This is a genomic window from Henriciella mobilis (assembly GCF_003576285.1).
In the GTDB taxonomy this organism is placed as follows: Bacteria; Pseudomonadota; Alphaproteobacteria; order Caulobacterales; family Hyphomonadaceae; genus Henriciella; species Henriciella mobilis.
On sequence record NZ_QWFX01000013.1, the window covers coordinates 793614 to 816208 of the forward strand.

Annotated in this window: 27 protein-coding genes; 5 read left to right on the forward strand and 22 right to left on the reverse strand. The window is 63.1% G+C overall.

The genetic code is table 11. From position 1 onward, the window contains the following. The first annotated feature begins 68 nt into the window (after positions 1-68). Positions 69-1157 (forward strand): chorismate synthase, encoded by a 1089-nt coding sequence (gene aroC / locus D1223_RS14325; RefSeq protein ID WP_119377084.1) that lies wholly within the window; start codon positions 69-71, stop codon positions 1155-1157. After that, complete coding sequence (locus tag D1223_RS14330) at positions 1154-2248, forward strand: CaiB/BaiF CoA transferase family protein (RefSeq protein ID WP_119377085.1); 1095 nt, start codon at positions 1154-1156, stop codon at positions 2246-2248. The genes aroC and D1223_RS14330 overlap by 4 nt, the downstream gene beginning before the upstream one ends. Positions 2249-2252: 4 nt before the next feature. Here D1223_RS14330 and D1223_RS14335 read toward each other — a convergent pair whose 3' ends face one another. From D1223_RS14335 to D1223_RS14360, 6 genes are all read right to left on the reverse strand, one after another. Next, positions 2253-2738: a GNAT family N-acetyltransferase gene (locus tag D1223_RS14335; protein WP_119377086.1), complete on the reverse strand. Its 486-nt coding sequence runs from the start codon at positions 2736-2738 to the stop codon at positions 2253-2255. 29 nt (positions 2739-2767) lie between these two features. Then, positions 2768-4405, reverse strand: a complete 1638-nt coding sequence (locus D1223_RS14340) for a carboxylesterase/lipase family protein (protein WP_119377087.1) — start codon at positions 4403-4405, stop codon at positions 2768-2770. 73 nt (positions 4406-4478) lie between these two features. Beyond that, positions 4479-5294 carry a ferredoxin--NADP reductase gene (locus D1223_RS14345; protein ID WP_119377088.1) on the reverse strand — a complete coding sequence of 272 codons (816 nt, stop codon included), beginning with the start codon at positions 5292-5294 and terminating at the stop codon, positions 4479-4481. Between the two features lie 157 nt (positions 5295-5451). After that, entirely contained in the window at positions 5452-5997 is a 546-nt protein-coding gene (locus D1223_RS14350; protein ID WP_119377089.1) for a rhodanese-like domain-containing protein, read from the reverse strand. A 140-nt stretch (positions 5998-6137) separates the two neighbouring features. Further along, complete coding sequence (locus tag D1223_RS14355) at positions 6138-6728, reverse strand: thymidine kinase (protein WP_119377090.1); 591 nt, start codon at positions 6726-6728, stop codon at positions 6138-6140. Between the two features lie 98 nt (positions 6729-6826). Continuing rightward, entirely contained in the window at positions 6827-7186 is a 360-nt protein-coding gene (locus D1223_RS14360; protein ID WP_233353180.1) for a DUF1491 family protein, read from the reverse strand. Between the two features lie 95 nt (positions 7187-7281). Between D1223_RS14360 and D1223_RS14365 the strand changes: the two genes are divergently transcribed. Beyond that, positions 7282-7521, forward strand: coding sequence for a hypothetical protein (locus D1223_RS14365; protein WP_147372841.1), 240 nt, complete (start codon positions 7282-7284; stop codon positions 7519-7521). Positions 7522-7544: 23 nt separating this feature from the next. Here D1223_RS14365 and D1223_RS14370 read toward each other — a convergent pair whose 3' ends face one another. Beyond that, the gene (locus D1223_RS14370) at positions 7545-9239 is read right to left on the reverse strand and encodes a sensor histidine kinase (protein WP_119377092.1); all 1695 of its coding nucleotides are present in this window, start codon (positions 9237-9239) and stop codon (positions 7545-7547) included. 153 nt (positions 9240-9392) lie between these two features. Here D1223_RS14370 and D1223_RS14375 point away from each other — a divergent pair, with 153 nt between their 5' ends. Together D1223_RS14375 and D1223_RS14380 are read left to right on the forward strand one after the other, a co-directional pair. Further along, the gene (locus D1223_RS14375) at positions 9393-10415 is read left to right on the forward strand and encodes a hypothetical protein (RefSeq protein WP_147372843.1); all 1023 of its coding nucleotides are present in this window, start codon (positions 9393-9395) and stop codon (positions 10413-10415) included. Between the two features lie 87 nt (positions 10416-10502). After that, complete coding sequence (locus D1223_RS14380; RefSeq protein WP_119377094.1) at positions 10503-10928, forward strand: SufE family protein; 426 nt, start codon at positions 10503-10505, stop codon at positions 10926-10928. Here the strand turns inward: D1223_RS14380 and D1223_RS14385 are convergent. The 15 genes from D1223_RS14385 to D1223_RS14455 all read right to left on the reverse strand — a co-directional run bounded on the left by D1223_RS14385 (position 10891) and on the right by D1223_RS14455 (position 22427). Beyond that, positions 10891-11268, reverse strand: coding sequence for a helix-turn-helix domain-containing protein (locus tag D1223_RS14385; RefSeq protein ID WP_119377095.1), 378 nt, complete (start codon positions 11266-11268; stop codon positions 10891-10893). The two genes, D1223_RS14380 and D1223_RS14385, sit on opposite strands and share 38 nt — an antisense overlap. 95 nt (positions 11269-11363) lie before the next feature. Then, complete coding sequence (locus D1223_RS14390) at positions 11364-11855, reverse strand: PAS domain-containing protein (protein ID WP_158588497.1); 492 nt, start codon at positions 11853-11855, stop codon at positions 11364-11366. A 167-nt stretch (positions 11856-12022) separates the two neighbouring features. Further along, positions 12023-12406 carry a MucR family transcriptional regulator gene (locus tag D1223_RS14395; protein WP_119377162.1) on the reverse strand — a complete coding sequence of 128 codons (384 nt, stop codon included), beginning with the start codon at positions 12404-12406 and terminating at the stop codon, positions 12023-12025. A gap of 227 nt (positions 12407-12633) precedes the next feature. Next, on the reverse strand, positions 12634-14382 hold the full coding sequence (locus tag D1223_RS14400; protein ID WP_119377097.1) for a Na(+)/H(+) antiporter subunit D: 1749 nt from the start codon (positions 14380-14382) through the stop codon (positions 12634-12636). Then, entirely contained in the window at positions 14379-14765 is a 387-nt protein-coding gene (locus tag D1223_RS14405) for a hypothetical protein (protein ID WP_119377098.1), read from the reverse strand. Before D1223_RS14405 ends, D1223_RS14400 begins: the two co-directional genes overlap by 4 nt. After that, positions 14762-16243, reverse strand: coding sequence for a proton-conducting transporter transmembrane domain-containing protein (locus D1223_RS14410; protein ID WP_119377099.1), 1482 nt, complete (start codon positions 16241-16243; stop codon positions 14762-14764). The genes D1223_RS14405 and D1223_RS14410 overlap by 4 nt, the downstream gene beginning before the upstream one ends. Then, positions 16240-17775 (reverse strand): monovalent cation/H+ antiporter subunit D family protein, encoded by a 1536-nt coding sequence (locus D1223_RS14415; protein ID WP_199288218.1) that lies wholly within the window; start codon positions 17773-17775, stop codon positions 16240-16242. Before D1223_RS14415 ends, D1223_RS14410 begins: the two co-directional genes overlap by 4 nt. Then, entirely contained in the window at positions 17772-18311 is a 540-nt protein-coding gene (locus D1223_RS14420) for a cation:proton antiporter subunit C (RefSeq protein WP_119377100.1), read from the reverse strand. The genes D1223_RS14415 and D1223_RS14420 overlap by 4 nt, the downstream gene beginning before the upstream one ends. Next, on the reverse strand, positions 18311-18769 hold the full coding sequence (locus D1223_RS14425) for a Na(+)/H(+) antiporter subunit B (protein WP_119377101.1): 459 nt from the start codon (positions 18767-18769) through the stop codon (positions 18311-18313). Before D1223_RS14425 ends, D1223_RS14420 begins: the two co-directional genes overlap by 1 nt. After that, positions 18766-19365, reverse strand: a complete 600-nt coding sequence (locus tag D1223_RS14430; protein WP_119377102.1) for a DUF4040 domain-containing protein — start codon at positions 19363-19365, stop codon at positions 18766-18768. Before D1223_RS14430 ends, D1223_RS14425 begins: the two co-directional genes overlap by 4 nt. Next, entirely contained in the window at positions 19362-19730 is a 369-nt protein-coding gene (mnhG, locus tag D1223_RS14435; RefSeq protein WP_119377103.1) for a monovalent cation/H(+) antiporter subunit G, read from the reverse strand. The genes D1223_RS14430 and mnhG overlap by 4 nt, the downstream gene beginning before the upstream one ends. Then, positions 19723-20034 carry a monovalent cation/H+ antiporter complex subunit F gene (locus tag D1223_RS14440; RefSeq protein WP_119377104.1) on the reverse strand — a complete coding sequence of 104 codons (312 nt, stop codon included), beginning with the start codon at positions 20032-20034 and terminating at the stop codon, positions 19723-19725. The genes mnhG and D1223_RS14440 overlap by 8 nt, the downstream gene beginning before the upstream one ends. Then, positions 20031-20537, reverse strand: coding sequence for a Na+/H+ antiporter subunit E (locus D1223_RS14445; protein WP_119377105.1), 507 nt, complete (start codon positions 20535-20537; stop codon positions 20031-20033). Before D1223_RS14445 ends, D1223_RS14440 begins: the two co-directional genes overlap by 4 nt. A 139-nt stretch (positions 20538-20676) precedes the next feature. Then, positions 20677-21879, reverse strand: a complete 1203-nt coding sequence (locus D1223_RS14450; RefSeq protein WP_119377106.1) for a DUF2336 domain-containing protein — start codon at positions 21877-21879, stop codon at positions 20677-20679. An 83-nt stretch (positions 21880-21962) separates the two neighbouring features. Beyond that, the gene (locus tag D1223_RS14455) at positions 21963-22427 is read right to left on the reverse strand and encodes a hypothetical protein (protein ID WP_233353181.1); all 465 of its coding nucleotides are present in this window, start codon (positions 22425-22427) and stop codon (positions 21963-21965) included. Positions 22428-22595 lie beyond the last annotated feature (168 nt).

Consider the following 22595-nt stretch of genomic DNA (forward strand, 5'->3'; position numbering starts at 1 on the left):
GCGAGGCAAACGCCTGGCGGTCATCAGGGGACTGTTCAAACCCGGAAAATTGCGCTTGAAGGCGGGCCATGTCGCATAACACGTTCGGCCATCTTTTCCGTGTCACCACCTGGGGCGAGAGCCATGGGCGCGCCCTTGGCTGTGTCGTCGATGGCTGCCCGCCCGGCCTGAAGCTCGACGAGGCCTACGTCCAGGCCTTCCTCGACAAGCGCAAGCCGGGTACCAGCCGGTTCGTCACCCAGCGCAAGGAACCCGACCAGGTGAAGATCCTGTCCGGCGTCTTCGAGGATGACCGCACGGATGGCCAGGTCACGACCGGCACGCCGATCTCGATGATGATCGAGAATGTCGACCAGCGCTCGAAGGATTATTCGGAAATCCGCGACCGCTACCGCCCCGGCCATGCCGATTATGCCTATGACCAGAAATACGGCGTACGCGACTATCGCGGCGGCGGGCGCAGCTCGGCGCGGGAAACCGCCGCGCGTGTCGCCGCTGGCGCCGTCGCGCGGCGCGTGCTTGGCGACGATATCCTGATCCGCGGCGCCGTCGTGCAGATCGGCCCGCATGCCATCGACCGCGAGGCGTGGGACTGGGACGAAACAGCGAAGAACCCGTTCTGGTGCCCGGACGCTACGGCGGCGGCCAGGTGGGAAGACTTTCTCGACGAGACCCGCAAGGCCGGCTCCAGCGCAGGCGCCGTGATCGAGGTCCAGGCCTCTGGCGTCCCGGCCGGATGGGGCGCACCGGTCTATGGCAAGCTCGACGCCGAACTCGCCGGCGCGATGATGAGCATCAATGCCGCCAAGGGCGTCGAGATCGGTGCCGGCTTCGCGGCGGCTGCCTTCTCCGGTGAGCAGAATGCCGACGAGATGCGTATGGGCAATGAAGGCGTTCGCTTCCTGTCGAACAATAATGGCGGCGTGGCCGGCGGCATCTCAACTGGCCAGGATGTGGTCGTCCGCATCGCCATCAAGCCGACCTCCTCGATCCTGACGGCGACCCAGTCGGTCACGCGCACCGGCGAAGAGGTCGATGTGCGCACCAAGGGGCGCCATGACCCCTGCGTCGGCATCCGCGGCGTGCCGGTCGCCGAAGCGATGCTGGCCTGCGTCCTCGCCGATGCGAAGCTCAGGCACCGGGGCCAGGTCGGATGAGCGGACCACTTTCCGGCGTCCGTGTCGTCGAGTTCGCCAGCATCGGCCCCGGGCCGTTCTGCACCATGCTGCTGTCTGACATGGGCGCTGACATCATCCGCATCGACCGGCCGAGCGGCGTGGGCGGCACCGGCCCGAACCCGGTCCTGCAACGCGGACGGCCCTCCATCACGCTCGACCTGAAGGCCGAGGCCGACGTCGCCCTCGCCAAACGCATGGCCGCGGCAGCCGATGTCGTGATCGAGGGCAATCGTCCCGGCGTCATGGAACGGCTCGGCCTCGGCCCCGACGACCTGATGGCTGCCAATCCGCGCCTCATCTATGCCCGCATGACAGGCTATGGCCAGGACGGCCCGATGGCGAAAACGGCCGGGCATGACATCAACTATCTCGCCCAGGCCGGGGCGCTCGATGCCATTGCAAAGCCCGGCGAGGAACCGCGTGCCCCGCTCAACCTGCTCGGTGATTTCGGCGGCGGCGCGCTCTATCTTGCTTTCGGGATCGCCGCGGCGCTGCATGAGCGCAACACCTCCGGCAAGGGGCAGGTCGTCGATGCCGCCATTGTCGAGGGGACGGCCTCGCTGATGGGCATGGTGGCCGGCGCCTACCAGTCCGGCTCGCTGAAACGCGGCTATGAAAACAATGTCCTGTCGGGCGCTGCGCCCTTCTACCGGACCTATGAATGCGCCGATGGCCGCCATATCGCGATCGGTTCGCTGGAGCCGCAATTCTATGCCCGCTTCATCGAGGCGATGGACATGCAGCATTATGCCGACCGCGAGCAGCGTGACCCGGCGCACTGGCCCGCCATGTCGGCTGAGCTTGAGGATAAATTCCGGACCCGCCCACTGGCCGACTGGCTCGCCCTGCTGGAGCCGCTCGATGCCTGCATCAATGCGGTCCTGACGCTCGAAGAGGCGACCGGCGATGCACACAATGCTTCGCGCGGGGTTTATGTCGAGGCTGACGGCTTCTTCCAGCCCGCGCCCGCGCCGCGTTTCTCGCGTACGCCTGGTGCGTTGCAGGGCAAGGCCGCAGCCCCCGGCGAGGGCGGACAAGAGGCCCTGATACGCTGGGGCATCGACAGCTAGCGGCTTATAGCGTCAGCACCATCTGGATGTCGCAACGGCTATACGGGCTGGACGCCATCTCATCGCAGGTCAGTTCGCGAAAGCCCGAAGCCCGGTAAAGGCCGAGCGCCGCATCCAGCTTGCGGTTGGATTCGAGCCAGATCCTCGCAGCCCCCATCTCACGCGCCGCTTGAATGCAGCCAGCGATCAGGGCTTTTCCGATTCCCAGACCGCGAAGGTCTTCGCGGGCGCTCATCTTCACAAGCTCGAGCGTAGCCGGCTCATGCCCGACGAGGAGCCCGGCCGTGCCGACCGGAACGCCGTCCAGATCGGCAATCAGGACACGTCCGCCCCGGTCGATAATCTGTCCCTGAGGATTCTCAAGCTGGGCAAGGTCCGATGGCTCGATTTCAAAGAGTTGCTCAATCCAGGCCAGGTTCAATGCCTTGAAGGCCGGGCCGTCATCCGGCTGGAAATCGCGCACACGAACGCTTGAGGATGCACCACTCATGAAGCCGTCTTAAGCCGCGCCCCGCCCGCTCAGTCAAGCGCTGACAGGACCGCTTTCTCGCCCTCGAAATAGCCGGTTTCCACCGCGGGCTCGAGCGTGAACCGCATGAAGGCGCGCGCCTCGTCGTCAAAGGCCGGCCAGTCCGGCAGGCTGCCGGTGTTCGGATCGCCATCGCGGGCGAAGCTGATCCAGGCATCGGCCATCGTGTCGGCGAGCGGCTGGGCCGCTTCGACATCACCGACCATCGAGCTGGAATTGGCGAGCTGGTCGAAAGCGAACCCGACTTCCAGCGCATGCATCGCACCCGGCCAGCCATCCATTTTCGGCGTGTCCCAGTCGAACAGGTAGACATAGGCTGGTGCACCGCCCTGCGCGGCCTTGCGCTCGGCCTGCTCCACGGCATTGGCCGTGAACAACTGGTCGGAGAAGATGGTGATGTAGATCTCCTTGGGCGACTGATCGGGATAGAGCGCGCGATAGCCATCGACCAGCGCCTGCGCCCCGTCCTGCGGCATCGTCGCGGCCATGCGGGCGACGACATCCTCATAGCTCATCGCATCAATGGCCTCGCGGTCATACATCACGAAGATCGAGGCTTCATCATCCACCGTGCCGATCAGCATCGGGATATCCCTGGCTGTCTCCGGCGCGTCCGGGCTGAACGGATCACGCGGCAGCGAGCGGCCATCGACGACCGGCATGAACCCCAGCCCTCCGGCCGGGCTCCACTTGCCAACGGCGGCCCTGATCTCACTGGCTGGCAGCGCCTTCAACGCGGCGATCGGATCGGCGTCATCAATACCGATGGCGGCGAGGAAGTCATTCGTGTTCTGCGCCGCCGCATCGGGGGTGAGGCCGCTAATCATCGAACCGCTCTGCACGATCGCCTTGTCGAACAGCCCCTCGGCCATGGGCATGGCGAGCAGTGCGGAGACTTTCATGCCCCCGCCGGACTCCCCAAAGATGGTGACATTGTCGGGGTCGCCGCCAAAACTTGCGATATTGTCGCGCACCCATTCGAGCGCCATGACCATGTCGAGCGTACCGACATTGCCGCTATCGGGATAGGCGTCACCGCCCGGCAAGCCGCCGAGATAGAGATAGCCCAGCATGTTGAGGCGGTGATTTATCGTCACGACAACGACATCCCCGCGTTTCGCAAGGCGGGTGCCCTGATAGACTTTCGAAGAGCCTGAGCCATTGGTGAAACCGCCGCCATGCAGCCACACCATGACCGGGCGCTTTGCGTCGTCGGTGCCGGGCGTCCAGACATTCAGACCCAGCATGTCCTCGCTCTCGGGCAGCGGCGGATCATGGTCCCAGCTGGCAAACAATTCTCCGTCCATCACCGTCTGCGGGGAGGAATGAGGCCAGTCCGTCGTCTCGCGCACGCCATCCCAGCTTGCGGGCGGTTCGGCCGGGAGGAAACGGCGGTCTGCCGTGTCTCCGCCATAGGGGATGCCGAGGAAGACGGAAATGCCGTCCTCGACCGTTCCCATGACGTCACCGTATTGCGTCCCGGCAATCGGTCGCACCACTACGGCGCCGGTATCGGCTTCAATGATGGTGTCATTCGCAGCCGCACCGGCATCCGGCGCAGGCGAGCAGGCGGCAAGCGCCATCCCAAACATCGCAACCAGTGCGGCAATCCGGCATTTGCGGCTCATGAGCTCCCCCGTTCAAGACAGGAGGGGACCCTAGAAGCGCCTTCGGCGTGCGGCCAAGCATATTCTGCGGTGGCTAGCCGACAAATGCCTTTTCGATTACGAATTCAGCAGGCGCTGCATTGGACCCTTCCGTCAGGCCGGCCTCCAGCATCAGCTGCTTCAGTTCGAGCGTCATCGGCATCGAGCCGCAGATCATCGCCCGGTCGACAGCCGGGTCGAGCGGCGGCACGCCGAGATCCTCGAACAGCTTGCCCGAACGGATGAGGTCCGTCGGCCGGCCGGAAAACTCGTACGCCTCACGCGTGCAGGTCGCATAGCGGCGCAGCTTGCCCTGAGCCAGTTCGCCAAGGAATTCGTGATTGAGCGTCTCGTCCACCACCTCGCGCGAATAGGCGAGTTCCGCCACATCCCGGCAGGTATGGGTGACGATCACTTCCTCGAATTTCTCATAGGTCTCCGGATCGCGCACAATGCTGGCAAAAGGCGCAAAGCCCGTCCCGGTCGAGAAACACCAGAGCCGCTTGCCTGGCACCAGCGCGTCATGCACCAGCGTGCCGGTCGGCTTCTTGCCGAGCAGCACCTTGTCGCCCGGCTGGATCTTCTGCAGGCGCGAGGTCAGCGGGCCGTCCTGCACCTTGATCGAGTAGAACTCCAGTTCCTCGTCCCAGCTGGGCGAGGCGACGGAATAGGCACGAAGGATCGGTTTTCCGTCATCGCGCGGCAGGCCGATCATGATGAACTCGCCCGAGCGGAAGCGGAAGCTCGCCGGACGGGTCAGGCGGAACTTGAACAGCCGGTCGGTATAGTGGTGCACCGACAGGACGGTTTCCTCTGTCGGGGCATTCGGATTGACGCGCGGCGCCGTTGTCTCTGTGCTGGCAGATGTCATGCTCTGATCTCGAAACAGTTAAGTCGCGACCGTCAGATGACGGCGCCCACACGATTGTGCAAGGCAACAAATGATCGCATTAGCAGAACTAAATGCGAGAAACGGGCGCGAGGTTCAACCTCACGCCCGTTCCCAGGGTAGACGCTGCAAGGGGGGGTCAGGGCGTCTGCAGCGTGCTTACCCAGTTCACATCCTCATCGGTCGTGGTGACGAGTTCGCCCAGTTCGTAGACGTTCTCATAGCCGTAGCCATAGAGGTTGATGAAGGTCGGGATGTTGAGGGCCAGCGGCGCGCGTTTCAGCACGATCGGCTCGACATCATCCTCGAAATTGTTGTTGCAGTAGATCAGGATACGCGTGTCCTTCGACGGGATCACATCGGCCAGCTTCTCGTCTGTGAAGTCCGAGAAGTTGAGGTGGATCGCGCCATCGATATGGCCCATCTCGAACGCCATGGCGCTGCGCGTGTCGAGGATGATCGTGTCCGGCTCATCCTTCATGGCGTTGAAATCATCGAGGCTGACCAGGCGGGTGTCGCGATACGCCATGACGTCATCCGTCATCGCGGCGAATCCCGGATAGTCGATCTCTGCTGATCCAGGCGCGCCACCGCGCTCCTGTGCACCGGCATTGGCAAGCAGGCCTGTCGCGACGAAAGCGGCGATCGTGGCCAGTCCAAGTATCGTGTTACGGCGGGCACCCATGGGTCAATCTCCTCTTTCCCATGAGGCGACTGTCCGGGGCAATTGGGGCAAAAAGCGGACCGCGCAGAGGCAATGACGAGAAAATATTGCGCGCAGGCGGGCCTCAATTTGTCAGCGCAGAATCATTTTGCGCTGCAGCATCATTCCGGATGAATGTGCGTTGCCTCTTCCCAATGCTGGCGGCACAGCGACACATAGTGGGATTTCTCGACCTCGACTTGCCGGCCCTCCGTGATCGCCCTGCCCTCTGCATCCACGCGCGCCGTCATCGTCGCCTTGCTCCCGCAATGGCAAATGGTACGCACTTCGCGCAGCTGGTCGGATATGGCGAGAAGCTCCGCCGAGCCGGGAAACAGCTTGCCCTGGAAATCGGTGCGTAGCCCATAACACATGACAGGGACATGCAGCCGGTCGGCGGCGCGCGCCAGCTGCCAGACCTGCTCGGCTTCGAGGAATTGCGCCTCATCCACGAAAACCGCATCCAGCGGGCCCTGATTCTTGCGCGCGGCGATAGCCTCGAAGAGGTCGATGTCCGGACGGTAGAGCCGGGCTTCGGCATTGAGGCCGATCCGCGAGGTAATCTCGACCGTGTCCGTCTCACCATCGCGATAGTGGCCGGAGGTCCACAGCATGACCTGCATGCCCCGCTCGCGATAGTTGTAGGCCGACTGGAGCAGGATGGTCGACTTGCCGGCATTCATGGCCGAGTAGATGAAGTAGAGCTTTGCCATGAGCGCGCCTCTTTATCCCTGACGGGCCTCAACAGCCCGCCACCGGTCTTCCTATGCGAAGACGAAGCGCCGGTGCCAAGCCCGTTTCTGCGGATCGGTCATTCGCCGTCCGGGCTTTCCACGGGTTCTGTCAGGAAATGACGGCCTTCGCGATCCTCGATCTCCAGCACCCAGAGGTCGCTGTCGCGTGAGCGGGCCCGCCGGATGTAGTCCTCGACATCGCTGTCGCTCTCGCCAACACCCTGCAGGCGGACATCGGAAAAGACGCGCTCATTCTCCATGCTGGTTCGCGGGACATAGGCGCGCGCGCCGCCATGCAGGTCGGACACCTTGATCAGGACATCGCCCCGCTCCCGGTCGCCTTTCTGCACCACAAAGCAGGCCGCACCGGCCACTTGCGCGCGCCGGATCAGCGCGTCCACCCAGAGCCATGTCGGAAGCTGTTCTTCATGCATCATGATCGGGATTTTTCCCCTCAGCGGGGCATCCGGCACGGGGATTGCACCGCCTGTTTCAGATTAAATTCTCGGTAACCAAAGGCGAGGCTCGCACCATGACCCCGTTCCTTATGCTTCTCAACTCCATGGCCGCTGCAACGGCAAGCGCAGCGCCGCAGGAACCTGCGAGTGTCCCATCGGCCAGTACCGAAGCCCTCGCCGCCCGCGCCCATGAAACCGCCATGTCCGGTCTCTTCCCGCTGGAAGTCGCCTTCGTGGTGCTGGGCTGCCTGATGGTGACCGGCTTCGTACTGATGGCGCGGGAATCGCGCATCGAGAACAACACCTCCCTTTAGGCAGCGGGCTCTCGGCCTCGCGCTTACTCGGCAGCGTCGTTAATCGCCGAGACATCATCCGCATTGGCCTTTGGCAGGACCACCCGCACGCGCGTGCCCTGACCCGGTGCGGTATCGATCACGACGCGCCCCTTCATGGCATCGGCAAAGGATTTCACAACGGCCAGGCCGAGGCCTGTGCCCGCCCGCCCGCGTGAATTACTGCCCTGCTGGAACGGCCGGGCAATGCGGTCGAGGTCTTCCTTGTCCATACCGGCACCCTCGTCACGCACAGATAGCGCGACAGCGGTCTTGCCGGTCTTCGCATCGAGCGTCACCGTCCCGCCCTTGTCGGAATACTTGATCGCGTTGGACAGCAGGTTCTGCCAGATCTGGCGCACGGCGCGCGGATCGGCCTGCGCCCACACCTCGCCCTTCGCCAGCAGTTTGACCTCCACATCGGCCCGCTGCGCCTGGCCGGACAGCTGCGCGATGACGGACTCGCCGCTCGCGACAAGGTCGACCGGCTCGCTGTCGAAGCGGCTGTGGCCGGCTTCGGTCTTGGCATAGTCGAGAATGTCCTCGACCATGAGCAGCAGGTCCTGGCCGCTATCGTGGATCAACGATGAATAGTCCTTGTAAGCCTCCGGCATCGGGCCGCGCAGCTCCGACTGCATGATGTCGGCAAAGCCGAGGATCGCATTGAGCGGGGTTTTCAGCTCATGGCTGAGCCCGGCGAAGAAGGCCGTCCGTTCGGCCAGTTCGGCCCGGGCGCCAGCGGCATCCGCGCTTTCCTGCGCGCCCGACGGCCCGGCCTCATTGTCATTATTGGCTTCCGCCTCAGCCATGAAGACCCGCACGCCGAGATCGTGCCGGTCGACGGTGAAGGATATGGCCCGCCCGTCGCCGAGCGCCTGCACGAAGCTTCCGCCCTGATTGAGGCCGGTCGCGACGGGCTGCTGCATGGCGGGCGGAAAGCTGTCGACGAACACACGCCCGACCCGGAACTGAAGCCCGCGCGGCACCGCGCCTGATACCGACCGGATACGCCCTTCCCGCGTGACGTCGATGATTGCCTCGCCATCCGGCTCGCCAGCGCCCGGCCCGTCGATCGGATCAAGTCCGGCCGCTGGGCCTTCCGAAGGTACGTTCTCGACCACCGGCCTAGCGGATGACGGGTTTGCGCGCGGCATGGTCAGGTGCGAAACGGGTGATGCTGCGGGATCAGGCCCGGCCTTCAATTCCTCCTGGCGGACAAAGCCCGCGACAAGGAAGGGCAGCAGGCAGAGCCCCGCCAGGGCATACATCTCACTCGCCTTGGCCAGCGAGGCCGCGCCCGGCATGCTCGACACGTCATTCGACACCAGGACCGCCATCAGGGTGGCGATCAGGGCAAAGACGGACGTCTCGACGGCGAGCTTCTTCCACCCGAAGGCCAGCGCGAACAGCGATGGAAAGACAACAAAGACCAGCGCCGGTGACGCCATGCCCCCGGAGGCGGCGACAAAGACGCTGCTCATCAGGATCCAGGGCAGGCAGACCAGCATCGCCCGTCGCCCGCGCGGCCAGTGCCGCCCGCCATGCGCGACCGGCAGGGTGGTGATGACCGGGAAGATGCAAAGGCCGGCCGCAATGGCCACAATCGGCCATTCAATGCCCCGCACGGCGACGAACGCCGTCGCGATTCCGGCCAGGACCAGCCAGAAAAGAAAAATGCCTGTTAAAAAGGTTTCACGCATTACATTAACAGACCGGTCAGATTTGTTAGTCACTCTTGAGGCTCGGCTGAAAGATTACAGTTTCAGTTGAACCGTCTTCCGGGGCTAGGATACGCTTTGAAAATCCGGAAAGATAGGTCAGTGTATAGTCAGCTAATGCGAGGGAGCCTGACGATGAGACTAACCCGTATTCACGCGGTGGCGCTGGGGGCAGTCGCTCTGGCCTTTACGGCCACGGCCCAGACGCAACCCGAACCCCAGGTGCAGAATGCATCCGCTCCGGAAGCAAGCCTCGCGCCTGATCCACTCTCTTCGGCGGCGGCCGTCTATGCCACGTTCCATGGCGACGTCACCGACATCAAGCAGAACAGTTTCAAAAGCTCCGGCGACATCCAGTCGGCACTGACCAATCTCGGCGGACAGAATTCCGAACAGCTGACCCGCGGCTGGATGGCCTACTCTGCCCTCGTCGCATCGCAGAACCCGGAATTCCGCGCTGCCGTGCGTGACATCGAAGGCTTCTACGGCAAGGACACGCTGGTTCGCGGCCTGCAGAACGATGTGCGCTATGCCCGTTCGCTGAACGGCGGCAAGTCGGCCGTCTTCGCCGCTCTCGGCGCGGTCGATGCCGACTCCGAGCGTCTCGAGACCACAGCCGCCTTCGTGAAGGAGCAGGCCTATTCGCTGCAAGGCCAAGGCTGGGCGAAGGGCAAGATCGGCGATTCGTCGGCCCTCGCGAACAAGCTCCACTCGGCAGCCCTCACCGGCCGCCCGGCCAATGAGGACATGGTGAAAGCCTTCTCCGCGCCGGGCATCGATACGGTCCTGGTGACCGCCGGCAAGAATGGCGCGCCGTCGATCTGGGAAAATGTTTCCAGCGCCGCATCCGCCATTCGCGTGCCTGACGTCGCTGGCGCCCTCGGCATCTCCAACCGCCGCATCGCGACCGGCAAGGAGCCGATCGCCGACCAGATCGCGACGCTTGCCGCCTATCGCATCATTGGCGGCGAGGGCTCTGCCGCCGCTCCGATGCAGCGCGCGATGACCGAGAAGCAAACCGCAGGCTGCCTGAACATGGCCCAGCTCAACCTTCAGCAATGTGTGGCCGCCGCGCACCAGCACTTCGAAGTGCCTTTTTGCATCGGTGAGCATGCCCTTGCTGATGTTGGCCGTTGCATAAGCAAGGTTAGCCAGTAAGCATTACAGTTCTTTCAATCTCTTGCCCCGGGCCGTTCCTGACGGACCGGGGTTTTCTTTTGCAGCCAGCCGGACCAAATAAGGGCTATGACCATACAGGACCGCGCCGACGAGATTGCTGCAGACTTCGAGTTTCTCGATGACTGGGAAACCCGCTACGCCCACATCATCGACCTGGGCAAGGCCAATCCCCATCTTGAGCCTGAAGAGCGTACTGAAGATACGAAAGTCCGGGGCTGCGCCTCGCAGGTCTGGATGGTGCTGGACGAAGCCCCTGACGGAACACTGAGCATCCGCGCCGAATCCGACGCGATGATCGTGTCCGGGCTGATCGCCCTGCTGATCCGGCTGTATTCGGGTGCGCCCCGTGAAGAAATCCAGGCCTTCGACGCCCCGGCCTTCCTAGAGAAGATCGGTGTCACCGGCGCCCTGTCGGCCCAGCGCTCCAACGGGCTGAGAGCCATGCTGGACCGGATCAGGTCAGCGGCAGATGCTCAGCCGGTGGCGGACTAGGCGGCCGCATTCCAGCGTCCAGGCCTGCCGCGCTGCGAAGACGAATCTCCAGATCATCCAGCCAGTCATCCATGCGCGGGTCATCGCGGAAATCCTCGATCTTGTGACAGCCATAGGCCACGGTAGACCGGTCCCGCCCCGTAGCGGCGGCGATGCGGGCGAGACTCATCCCGAGCACAACATGGCTGAGATACATGGCGACCTGCCGGGCGCGCGCAATCCGGTGTTCGCGCTGCTCGCCATTGAGAATCGCCTCTGACGGAATCCCCAGCGAAAACCCCGTAATCCCGGCGGCCAGCCGTACGTTCAGCTCGTCTTTCTGCCTGGCTGCGCGTTCCATATCCTGCTCCTGTTCTGTATCGATGCGCCAAGCCTAGGGCACCGGGAACAGGTGTAGGATATTTTTCCTATTTCAGGAAATCAATCCGAAAAGAATCAGGCAGCCAATCCGGACGGCGCCGCGGAAAACAGGCCGAAGCCCTTCGGTTCCTCAGGCACCTCATGCGCCAGCAGCACGTCATGACAAAGCACGAAGCTCGATGTGCCGGCGCTGCCGAGCGGCAGGCGTAGCCAGGCATGGCGGTCCTTGGCACGGTCGATGATTCCACCGACCGGTTCGACCCGGTCGATCGCCGCCATCAGGCCAAGCGACCACATGTCGGCCTTGTCGCGCTCAAGCTCATTAATAAGCCTGCCCCGCATCTCACCGCCGAGAATCCGGCGCAGGCCCGATCCCGCTATCCGGAAACGCGCCTGTCCGCGAAGATCGACTTCGACAATGGATATGGAAGCAAGATGCGCCCTCAAGGCGCCAGGGTCGATATCGGCCTTGCCCGGAACGAGCCGGCCGCCTTTGACCTCATACCAGTGGGAAATGATTTCCCTCTGTGCGGCATTCAGTCCGCGAAAACCTGCTTTAGCAGTCATCTCAGCCACCCCCGTGACGTTGTGATACGTCATGTGTGGCTGAATTCGACTCCCTCGACAAGAGTTCTGTATGTAAAAAATTAACTATGACTGAATGAATACTTTATTTCGGTTTCGTAACTTTTCCGTTTCGGATGCGAAACAAAGTATTATGGCATTCTAGTCTATCACTTTTTACCGGTACCAAGCCCCATCTGCTTCGCCAGCTTCGAGCGCTTGCGGGCATAGCTGGGCGCGACCATCGGGTAATCATAAGGCAGGCCCCACTTCTCCCGATACTCCTCCGGCGTCATGTCATACTTGGCACGCAGGTGCCGCTTCAGGGATTTGAACTTCTTCCCGTCTTCCAGGCAGATGATGTAGTCGTCGGTAACAGACTTCTTCACCGGAATGGCGGGCTTGGCTTCCGTGACCTCTACAGCCGGCCCGGTCAGCCCCTGCAAGGTCTCATGAACGCTACGAATGAGATTGGAGAGCTCGCTGCTCTGCACAGGATTGTTGCTGACATAGGCCGCGACGATCTCCGTCGTCAGTTCAAGCGCGTCGGTCATCGGCGATGCGCCATTATCTACGGTTGCGTCCACTTTTTACTCCAACAGAATTATCTTGATCTTGTCTTCTACTTACAAACGGATTGACGTGTAAATAGTTGCTTCCATTGCAGATCCTAGTGCCCTGCAGTGTCTTTCGCCAGAACTTCTGCCCCAGCCAGCAATCAAAATCTATCTATTATTTGCCGCAGATCGCGCAAGCCAGGCCCGGCAATGCCGGGACCTGTTCAGCGGATGAAGAAGGCAACGAGCAGTGACAGGCCAAGCAGGACGGCCGTCCAGATCGCCATGCTGTTGTTCAGCCCGCCCCGCGCCATTGTGCCGCGCGGGCTGAACGCCGCCTCGAGCCGGTTGAAAGCCCGCCCGGTCAGGCCGCCGACCACGCCGGTCATCGCCGGCCCGACCTTCGTCCAGACCGTGCCCGACCAGCGCGCAAGGCCATAACCGATCTTGCGCCATAGGATGTCGGTGTCGAGGATGATCCCGCGTTTCTCCGGCGGGTAGGCCCCGATACGCTGCAGGACAGCGAAGGCGAAGATCGCCAGCACCAGCAGCTGCATCTGCGTCAGGATGTGGTCGGCCGTATAGGGCTCGTACCGCGCCGTATACGGGTCGTCCGCGAAGGGCAGGATCGAGTACAGCCAGTCGAAGCCGAAGCCCGGCATGATGGCTGGCAGGCCGACGCCCACGCAGATGAAAGCCGCCGCGCCCATGGCAAGCAGCATGTTGAACGGCGCCTCGCGCGGGCGCTTGCCGCTGTCATGTCCGAAGAAGGCGAAATACGGGATCTTGATGCCCGAATGCTCAAGCACACCAGCAGAGGCAAACAGCAGCATCAGCCACGGGATCAGGAATCCGCCGCCGGCCACCGCGCTCATCGTCAGCGATTTCGACACGAAGCCGGAGAACAGCGGGAAGGCCGAGATCGAGGCCGCGCCGATCAGGCAGAATAGCGTCGTCCACGGCATGGTGCGGTAAAGCCCGCCAAGCTCCGTCGCCTTGGTTGTGCCGGTGCGGTAGAGGACCGCGCCCATGCTCATGAACAGGAGCGACTTGTACATGATGTGACAGAAGGCGTGCGCGGCCGCACCATTCAGCGCCAGCGGCGTGCCAACGCCGATCGCACAGACCATGAAGCCCAGCTGGTTGTTCAGCGAGAAGGACAGCACCTTGCGCAGGTCGTTTTCAATGACCGCGAAGAAGACCGGGTAGACGGTCATGATCGCGCCGATCCAGATCAGGCTCTGCTCGCCGGGGAAGATGCGGGCCAGCGCATAGATGGCGAGCTTTGTGGTGAAGGCCGAAAGGACAACCGTGCCCGTCACCGTAGCCTTCGGATAGGCGTCCGCCAGCCAGGTATGCAGGAAGGGGAAACCGGCCTTGATGCCGAGCGCCAGGAAGATGAGCAGCACGCCCGGATTGCCGAGCTCGAGCTGGCGCACGCTGATATCGCCCGTGTCGAAATAGAGCTGCATCGCCCCGAACAGCAGCATCACGCCCGACAGGACGTGCAGGCCGAGATAGCGCATCCCCGCCTTGTAGGCCGCGCGCGTGCCCGACAGGAAGATCAGGAAGACGGATGTTACCGCCGTCAACTCCCAGAACACGAACAGGCTGATGAAGTCGCCGCAGAAACAGGCCGCCACAGCCGCGCCCATATAGGACATCGCCATGGAGTCCTCGAGCTGGTTGTCATTATGCAGCGCATAGACGGCGTTGATGAAGGCCGCGATCAGGAAGGCGAGCGCAAAGATGAAGGAAAGCGAGTCGACGCGGTAGAGCACCATGTCGAAGTCCATCAGGCTCATCGTGGCGAGGTCGGTCTCACGCGGTGCGGCCAGCAGCATCACAAGTGCCAAGACCGGTGCAACCAGCGCAAGCCCCTGGCGGACACGCTGGATCGGTGTCAGCCCGGCAATCACGCCGGCCAGGATCAGGACAAGCCCCGGATTGATGGTGGAGAGAAGTCCGCTCATTCGTGGGGCTCCTCACCGGCCGGTTCGGCCTCATCCTTGTAATAGTCCTCGTCGCGGCGCATCAGCCGGCCGAGCGGCCAGCCGGCCAGCACGACCAGCGCAAAGGCGCCGAAGCCCCACCAGGCATGGAAGGCGGTGATGCCGTCGATGTTGAAATAGGTGTGGCGGAAGTGATGCCCCTCCCCGGCCATGACTTCGAGCAGCGGCTCAACCAGGACCAGGCCCAGCGAAACAACACCCAGAAGGATGAACAGGACACGTCCCGTCCACGGTTTCGACGTCCAGCCGAACAGGACTTTGGCAACCGGCGAGGTCTGGCTGTCATCAGGCAGCGCATGCTCGCCATGATCGCTCAGATGGGGCGGCTTGGTGGAGTCGCTCATGGCTGGCCTCCGATGGCTGGCAGGAGAAAGTCGTAGAGCTCGCCCATGAAGAAGAACAGGACAAGCGTGCCGACGGCGGTGAAAACCGGCGCCGCGACCGTGAAGATCGGTGCACCCTCAGGCCGCTTGTAGGGCGCCGGTTCCGGCGTGCCCTTGGGCGGCATCAGGCCGAGAATGGCGATCGGCAGGAGATAGGCAATATTGAGAAGCGAGGAGATGATCAGCACCCAGGCGACATAGCTGTCGCCGGAATCGGAAGAGCCGAGCATCAGCAGCACTTTCGGCCAGGCCCCGGCGAAAGGCGGAATGCCGATGATCGAGAGCGAGCCGACAAGGAAAGCCCCGAATACCCAGGGCATACGCCGCCCGAGGCCGCGCATCTCCGAAATCGCCTTCTTGCCCGTCGCGACATAGATCGCGCCTGCACACATGAAGAGCGTCATCTTGCCGAAGGCGTGGGCCGGAATCTGCAGCGCTCCGCCCATCATGCCGGCCTGTGTGGCCAGCATCACACCGGCCGTCACATAGGCGAGCTGGCCGACGGTCGAATAGGCAAGCCGGGCCTTCAGGTCATCCTTGGTGAGCGCAATCAGCGAGGCGACCACGATGGTGAAGCAGGCGACGCCGAGAACGAAGTCCCGCGCCGGGGTCTCCTTAAGGAGGTCATAGCCAAACACATAGAGGCCGACCTTCGCCATCGTGAACACGCCCGCCTTCACAACGGCGACAGCGTGCAGCAGGGCTGAGACGGGCGTTGGGGCCACCATCGCATTGGGTAGCCAGAAATGGACCGGCATCAGCGCCGCCTTGCCGATCCCGAAGGCAAACAGGATCAGGAGTGCGCTGGCGACCACCGGCGTCACGCCTTCGGCGCTGGCCAGCAGGCCACCCGGGACGAAATCCATTCCGCCGGCAAGGGTGGCCGTCCAGATGATGGCGACAAGGAACAGGCCGATCGAGGTCGCCAGCAGCGTCATCAGATAGATGCGCCCGCCGCGCAGGGCGTTGGAATCTTCCTTGTGCGCGACCAGCGGGAAAGTCGACAGGGTCAGCACTTCATAGAAGACGAACAGGGTGAACAGGTTGGCCGCCATCGCGACGCCGACCGCGCCCAGCAGCGCAATGGCGAAGCAGATATAGAAGCGCGTCTGGTTCCGCTCCCGGTTCCCGCGCATATAGCCGATGGAATAGAAGCTATTGACGATCCACAGGCCACTCGCGATCAGCGCGAACATCGCGCCCAGCGGCTCCATCTTGAAGGCAAAGTCCAGCCCCGGCACCGACGTTCCGAGCAGGAGTTCGGCTGGTGCGTCGCTGGTGACCGTGCCAGCCAGCCATACAGACACCACGAACAGCGCGCCCGCACCGAGCAAGGTCACCCCTTCGCGGACATCCGGCAGCTTGCCAGCGAAGAAGATACCGGCAGCCGTGGCCAGCGGGATCAGCAGCGCCGCAATAATCAGGGTTTCACCGGTCATTGGGCGCCTCCCACGAAGAGTGCGGCGGCGGCATTGTCAGCCAGGCCCGAGACGAAGTTGCCATTGATACCGACCCAGATATTGGCCAGCGCCAGGATCCAGAGCGGCACGAGCAGCAGCATCGGCGCCTCCTTGTGGCGCTTCTGCGGATTGTTCGGCGGGCGGAAGAAGACCGCCTCCAGGATGCGCCCCATATAGATGACCGCCAGGACCGAGGAGAAGACGACAATCAGCGCCGCCCACCACCAGCCGCTCGACAACAGCGCGGAGACCAGGGCGAATTTCGACTGGAAGCCGGCCGTCAGCGGAACGCCGATCAGCGACAGGGCACCAATCGCAAAGGCGGTCATCGTCCACGGGGCCGAGCGGCCGAGGCCTGCGAAATCATGGATGCGCGTCCCCTTATAGGTCAGCACGACGCCGGCCACCGCCATGAACAGCGCGCCCTTCATCAGCGCGTGGTTGACGAGGTGGAACATGCCCGCCGAAACGCCGGCTGCGGTGCCAAGCGAAATGCCGAGCAGCATGTAGCCAACCTGGGCGACCGATGAGTAGGCCAGTGTTCGCCGGACATCGCTCTGGAAGATCGCCTGGAACGAACAGGCGAGCATCGCCGCGATCCCCATCGGCGCGAGGATCAACGCCAGGCTGGCCCCCTCGAAGATGTATTCCAGCGAGAAGACCGAGAACAGGAACCGCACCAGCGCATAGATCGCCACCTTGGTCGCCGTCGCGGCGAGGAAAGCCGTCACAAAGCTCGGGCTGTAGGAATAGGCGTTCGGCAGCCACTGGTGCAGCGGGAACATCGCGGCCTTCAGGCCAAGCCCGACCAGGATGAAGGCAAAGCCGACCTGCACCGCCCGGTTGCCGCCGACATCCTGCAGGCGCACGGCGAGATCGGCCATGTTGAGCGTGCCCGTCGAGGCGTAAAGGAAGCCGACGCCGACGACATAGAAGCTCGCGCCGATTGTCCCCATGAGAAGGTAATTGATCGCTGCGGGCAGCGCGCGCCGGTCACGGCCGGAGCCGAGCGCGACGAGCACATAGGTCGCGATGGAGGACAGCTCGAGGAAGACGAAGAAGTTGAACGCGTCGCCCGTCGCCGTCACGCCCAGGAGGCCCATGAAGCAGACCTGGAAGGCGCCGAAGAACATGGCGCGCTTTTCCTCGTTGATCTCAGCCTGGATCGATGGCCAGCCGAAGATGCTGGTGAGGAAGGCGATCACGCTGACGAGCAGCAGGACCAGCACGTTCAGCGCGTCGATGCGGAACTCGATGCCGAAGGGCGGCTCCCAGCCGCCCATGGCATAGGAGATAATCGCCCCGCCCTCGACCGACTGGACCTGCGCAAGCAGGACAAGCGCGAGCAGCGTGCAAAGGCCCGTCACAAGGACCGTGAACAGCCAGGCCGTGCGGCCCTGCCCGGGCAGGAAGGCACAGATCGGGCCAGCCAGCAGCGGCAGGACGACGATCAGAGCCGGGGCATGCGCTTCGGCCCATGCCGGCGCCAGTTCAAGAATCCACTCGATCATGCCGGATTCGCCTCGCCTGGATGGTCCTCAGCGTATTGTGCCAGCGCCACGTCGAGATCCATGTCGCGGATCTCGTCGGCCTCGATGGTCCCGTAGGCTTCACGGATGCGCACGACAATGGCGAGTCCGACCGCAAGGGTGGCGACGCCCACGACAATCGCAGTCAGCATCAGAACGTGTGGCAGCGGGTTGGAATAGACGTGTTCAAAGCCGTGGCTGGCCGCGCCATGGGCCGCATCGGCAGCGCCATGCGCCGCATCGCTGGCCGCGCTTGCCGCATCGGCGCCATAGCCGGCGGCTGCCTCCTCGCCATGTCCGCCGCCATGGCCCTTGGCATCCTTGCCGTAGAGGATCGGCGCGGTGCCGCCATCGATACGGCTCAGCGAGATGTAGAACAGGATGATCGAGGTCTGGAAGATCGACAGGCCGACCAGCCGCTTGATCAGATTGGTGGCGGCAAACAGCGTATAGAGGCCGATCATCATCAGGCCGATGATCGCCCAGTAATTGCCGCGCTCCAGGATGAATTCCAGCATTACCAGTCCTCATCCTTGATTTCGGTGACCCGGCCGGCAAAGGCGTAGAAGATCGACAGCATCGACCCGGCCACGGCGAGCAGCACGCCAAGCTCGATCAGCAGGATGCCGTAGTGCTGGCCGTCATGGCCGCCCGGCGGCTCGTTGAACAGCGCGTCATAGTCGAGGAAATTCCCGCCCATGATCAGCGCCCAGACGCCGACACCGGCATAAAGCAGGAAGCCGAAGGCGGCGAGCGACCGGGTAAAGACCGGCGGCACCGCCCGCATGGCCGGCGCTATGCCGAAGATCAGCGCATAGAGAATCACGGCCACGGCAAAGATGACGCCCGCCTGGAATCCGCCGCCCGGACTGTAGTCGCCGTGGAACTGAACATAGAAGGCAAACAATGAAATGATCGGGATCAGCGGCTTGGCGACAACCCGCAGGATCACGTGATGATCGGTCTTCTGGCTCATCCGCGTCCTCCCTTGTCCTTGCGGCCGATCGCAGCCGAAAGTGAGCGCTCGCCGAAGCCGAGCAGCAGGATCACCGCCAGCGCCGCCGCGAAGACAACCCCGACCTCGCCGAGCGTATCGAAGCCCCGATAGGAGGCGAGCACGGCGGTCACGATGTTCGGAACGCCGATATCCTGCGGCGTGCGCTCAATATAGGCGGTGCCGACATAGGTATTGGCCGGGCTGTCCGGGTCGCCGAAGGCTGGAAGGTCGATCGTCGCATAGACCAGCATGCAGCCCACAGCGATCACGACGAGGAGCGGCACGATGGCCGTCGAGCGCTTCTCCGGCTTGGCGGTGCGCGAGGTCAGCAGCATCGCGCCGAGCAGCAGCGCCGTGGAGATGCCCGCACCCACGGCAGCTTCGGTAAATGCCACGTCGACCGCATCCAGCGCCACGAACCAGGACGCGGAGATCAGCGAATAGATGCCCGACAGCATGACGATGGCAAACAGGCTGCGCATGCGGGCAATCGCAATCGCCACGACAAAAAGCAGGCCGAGCAGGATGACATTGATCAGCGCAATGGCGAGGTCGGCGCCTTCGTATCCGGTCATGATGCCTCCTCAGAGTCAGACTCCCCGGCCCGGTCGCGCTGGCGGCCGATGACCGGCTGCAGGCCAGCCGTGTGCGCGGCATTGGCGAGGGCATGCGACCCTGTCGGGCCGGTCAGGAACAGGAACAGCCAGATCGCGGCGAGCTTGAACACGATGAGCCAGCTCGGCGCCAGAAGCGCCATGCCGACAATCGCAATGGTCGCCGCGCCGGTATCGGTCACACTGGCGGCGTGCAGGCGGGTGTAGAAATCGGGAAAGCGCAGGACGCCAACCGTGCCGATCACCGCCAGGCTAGCCCCGATCAGGCAGAGCAGCGCGCCCAGGATAGGCTTGATCGTCATGATCACGTTCAGGATCTCAGACATCGTCGCCCTCCGGCTGTGTCTGGCGCGGCACCGTCCGGCGCATCAGCGGCACCTGGAAGGAGCGATAGCGGAAGAATTTCAGGATCGCGATCGTCGAAACGAAGTTGATCAGCGCATAAAGCACAGCAATATCAAGGAAGTCCGGTCGCCCCAGCACAAAGCCGAGAATACCGATGAACAGCACGATCTTGGTGCCGAGCGAGTTCACCGCGAGCACGCGATCATAGAGGGTCGGCCCGCGCAGCGCCCGGATCAGCATCAGGGCAATCGCGACGATCAGGGCGATGGCGGCAGCACCGATCATGCTTTCACCTGTGTTGTCTTGCCCGCCTGGCGGCCATCGGCGGCCCGCCACGAGCGTTCATCCATTTCCGTGAAGGCGTCCGGAGTCGCCGATTCCTCGAACAGGGCATGGACAAGGAGTTTGTCGCCCTCGACCTCGACCGTCACCGTGCCCGGCGTCAGCGTGATGGAGTTCGCGAAGATGGTCTTGGCGAGGTCGCTTTCGCAGCGTGTCTTCACCTTCACCAGCGCCGGATTGATGTCGAGATCGGCGCTGACACAGGCACGAATCACGGGCCAGTTTGCCTTGAAGATTTCGATGACCAGCCAGCCCCAGTAGAGAAACAGGTTTGGTGCGCGCGCATAGGGCACACCTTCCCGGTCGACGGTATTAAGCCGTGCGGCCAGAAGAATCGAAATCACAATCGATATGACGGACAGTGTCAGGAGCAGCGGCTTGAACATGCCCGATAGACCGAGCCACAGCGCGCCCAAGACAACGATCAGCCCCAGAAAGTAGCCCACGCGAAACCCGCTCCGACAATTGCTGCTGCACGTTTATCGTCGCTGTTAATTGCTCGGGCAAGGTTTGACCAGACCCAAGCAGCTGTCGGCGGCCAAATTGACGCAATGGCTGTTTTTGCGGCAACGGAGATCTAGTTCCCTATCGGCCAAACACCAGTCGGGCCGTGCGTTCGGAGGCGGAATACTGCTCCTGGGCCGGCGCCAGTTCCTCTTCGCTGGATACATCCGCAGCCGGTCGCGGCGCGTAGGAGGCAGACAGCGACCAGTTCCAGTACCGCAGGGTTGTCTGCGCCTTGGCGACCGACAGGAGCTCATAGGTTTCCCGGACATAGGCAAACTGCGGATGCGGCTCGTCTGTGTCGAGTTCCATCGGCCGGCGCAGCGCCTTCCAGAGCAGCGGCAGGTAGGCCCGCTTCAGGCCGGTTGCCTTGCAGAGCACCGCCAGTCCTTCACCGCCCGCGTCCGACAGGATCTTTGCGATCGTGACGGGTTTGACCCCGGCCAGGAAACCGATCTCCTGGGCAATTTCGGGGTTCAGCCCCTTTTCCGCAGCCACTTCGACAGCATGCTCAAGGCTGTCGAACTCGCTCTGGCCAATGGCCCGCCGGTTGCGCTGGCGCCGCTCGATCAGTTGCAGCGTCTTGATGGCAATCGGATCGTTCCAGGATTCTTCGGCAGCAATGGCGAAGACGTCGGAGCACAGGTCGACGAGCTCCAGACGGTCAGCTGCCTGGCGCTGCAGGATCGCGCGGCGCGTCGCCCCGTCGGACCACCAGAACATCGCCATGGCCTGGCTCGGGATCAGCTCAAGCCGCTTGATGATGAGGGCTGTGAGGGATTCATGCTTGCGCGAGTGCTCAACCAGCTGGTCCATGCCGGCTTCGGGAATGACCGCTCCATTATTCTGCAGCAGCGCCTTCAGAACGGCAGGCTCGTCGCGCTTGCACAAGCGCTCGGCGACAGCCGGGTCGAGACGCTTGCGGCGGGCAATCAGCAGCCGGTGCTCGAGCGTGGTGTTGTCGATGAACTCGCAAAGGTCCGAGCCATCATAGACCTCGTTGTCTTCAAGGACATAGCGCGCCACTTCGACCTTGCACTGGGCAAGGTAGCGCATCAGGCGGCGCGGCGCTTCCTTCGTGATCTTCAGGCGCTGGGCACAGAAAATCCGTTCTTCCTCGGTCGCGTGAAACAGCATGTCGAGCAGGATGTCACCGGCCATGGACCGGTCCTGCGGCGCGGCCGCCGTGGCAGGCAGCGCGACGAAGTCGATCAGCCGGCGCAGGAGTACGCGGCGGGCGCGGCCGATCTTCGGGGAGTCGGGAAGCTCTACAATGTCTGCCATGACTGGACCGGGTTCAGCTTACGAGGCGACGACCCTCGCAGGGAGTCGTTAACATTGAGTTTGGTTGCCGTCCGCTTCAGCCGCTAGCGGAACGGGTTCCGGCGCTTGCCGGGGTGGACGAAGATCAACAGCATCGACACCGCCAGCATCGCGATCGCGAGTGCGAAAAGCCGCCCGCCATCAGTCTCGCTGGAGCCTATGGCCAACGGCACTTCACGGCCAAGCACATCAGGCATCAGGTGCGCCGTCAGCGCGCCGGCCAGGATGAAGAAGGACAGCACCGCGCCGAACCGGCGTGAGTACGGGATAAGCAGGAAAAGACAGGCCAGAAGCTCGGCAATCGCAATCAGGACGCGGCCCGTCGGTTCGAGCCAGTCCATGCCCGTCTTCGTTGCCATGGTCTGGAAGACGATGTTCTCGCCCGGCCGGTCGAACAGCTTCACCATCCCCTCGGGGGGATTGGGCAGCGGGTGGACCGTTGCCTGCAGGAACATGAAGATCAGGAACAGCGCGAGCACCCAGCTCGCCAGAAGGCGCAGTCCACGCATAGCCGGTTCGTCCCTCTCAACTCGACAGATTCCGGAGGATAACGACATGCTCGCAGAAAACAATGACACGTTAACCACACTGCGCTGCGAAGCTTACGCAAGGCGAGACTGCGCCTTTTTGCTTTTCTATCGGAACGCGGCCTATAAGTTGCCCCAATACAGAGGTGA